This is a genomic window from Streptomyces sp. PU-14G (assembly GCF_041028275.1).
In the GTDB taxonomy this organism is placed as follows: Bacteria; Actinomycetota; Actinomycetes; order Streptomycetales; family Streptomycetaceae; genus Streptomyces.
This window is the reverse complement of the sequence record NZ_JASKYT010000629.1, coordinates 1-1763: the sequence shown is the minus strand read 5'-3', so window position 1 is coordinate 1763 and position 1763 is coordinate 1. Positions and strand designations below refer to the sequence as shown.

Sequence of the window (1763 nt, the reverse complement as noted above, 5' to 3'; positions counted from 1 at the left end):
GGGACGGGGGTTCAGAGGAAGTAGAGGCGGTTGAGTGAGACGCTCTCGGCGGGTTCGGAGCGCAGCGGCTCGCCGTCCAGGGTGACCAGCCCGGTCCGCTGGTCCACGTCCACCGCGCCCAGCCGCGTGTTGTGCACCAGGTCGGCGGGGCCGATGCCCCGGGTGCCGCGGACGGCGACCCGGCGGCGCCGGGTCGGCAGCGTGTCGCCGCCGTGTTCGGCGGCGGCGCGGGAGACGAACGCCACGGACAGCTCGGCGGGCGCCGCCCCGTGACCGCCGAACAGCGGGCCCAGCACCAGCGGCTCGCTGGTGTCGGTCGCCGCGTTGGGGTCGCCTGTCACACCCCAGGCGGGGAAGCCGGACTTGAGCACCATCTGCGGCTTGGCGCCGAAGTAGGCGGGGTGCCACAGCACGATGTCGGCCATCTTGCCCGGCTCGATGGAGCCGATCTCGTGGGCGAGGCCGTGCGCGAGGGCCGGGTTGAGGGTGAGCTTGGCGATGTAGCGCAGCACGCGCGCGTTGTCGTCTCCGGCTCCGGTGACCGACGCGGCGCCGTCGAGGTCGCCCAGCTCGGCCTTGAGCTTGGCCGCCATCTGGAAGGTGCGCCGCACCGTCTCGCCCGCGCGGCCCATGCCCTGCGCGTCGGAGGAGGTGATGCCGATGGCGCCCAGGTCGTGCAGCACGTCCTCGGCGCCCATGGTGCCCGCGCGGATGCGGTCGCGGGCCATGGCCGCGTCGCCGGGCAGGTCGGTCTTCAGGTCGTGCACCGAGACGATCATGCCGTAGTGCTCGGCGACCGCGTCCCGGCCGAACGGCAGTGTGGGGTTGGTGGAGGAGCCGATGACGTTCGGCACGCCCGCCATGCGCAGCACGTTGGGTACGTGGCCGCCGCCGCAGCCCTCGATGTGGAAGGCGTGGATGGTCCGCCCCTCCAGCACCGCGAGGGTGTCCTCGACGGCCAGGGCCTCGTTCAGCCCGTCGCTGTGCAGGGCGACCTGCACGTCGTACTCCTCGGCCACCCGCAGCGCGGTGTCCAGCGCGCGGTGATGGGCGCCCATGTCCTCGTGCACCTTGAAGCCGCAGGCGCCGCCCTCGGCCAGCGCTTCGACCAGGGGGGCGGGGTGGGAGGAGGAGCCGCGGCCCAAAAAGCCGATGTTGACCGGCCAGGCGTCGAACGCGGAGAACGCGTGCCCCAGCGCCCACGGCGAGTTGACGCCCACGCCCCACACCGGGCCGAACTCCTGGCCGATGATCGTGGTGGTGCCGGAGGAGAGCGAGGCCTCCATGATGCGCGGCGAGAGCAGGTGGACGTGGGTGTCCACGGCGCCCGCGGTGGCGATGAGGCCCTCGCCGGAGACGATCGAGGTGCCGGTGCCCACGACGACGTCCACCCCGTCGAGCGTGTCCGGGTTGCCCGCGCGGCCGATCGCGTGGATGCGGCCCTCGCGGATGCCGATGGACACCTTGCGGATGCCCTGCACCGCGTCGATGACCAGCACGTTGCTGATCACCACGTCGCACGTCTCGCGGACGGCGGCTGCCTTGAGGTGGAGTCCGTCGCGCGCGGTCTTGCCGAACCCGGCCAGGAACTCGTCGCCGGGGTGCTGGGAGTCGGACTCGACGCGGACGACGAGCCCGGTGTCGCCCAGCCGCACCCGGTCGCCCGCGCGGGGCCCGTGCACGGCCGCGTACTCGTGCGGGTCGACGCTCATGCTTCGTCCTCCTCGGGGTGCGGGGGGCCGGGTGCGGGCGCGGCGTCCGGG

1 protein-coding gene is annotated in these 1763 nt (G+C 73.5%); it reads right to left on the bottom strand.

Features of this window, described 5'->3' with window-relative positions:
* Positions 1–11: 11 nt before the first annotated feature.
* Positions 12–1712: an urease subunit alpha gene (locus AB8Z75_RS34205; RefSeq protein WP_369208926.1), complete on the bottom strand. Its 1701-nt coding sequence runs from the start codon at positions 1710–1712 to the stop codon at positions 12–14.
* Positions 1713–1763: the final 51 nt, after the last annotated feature.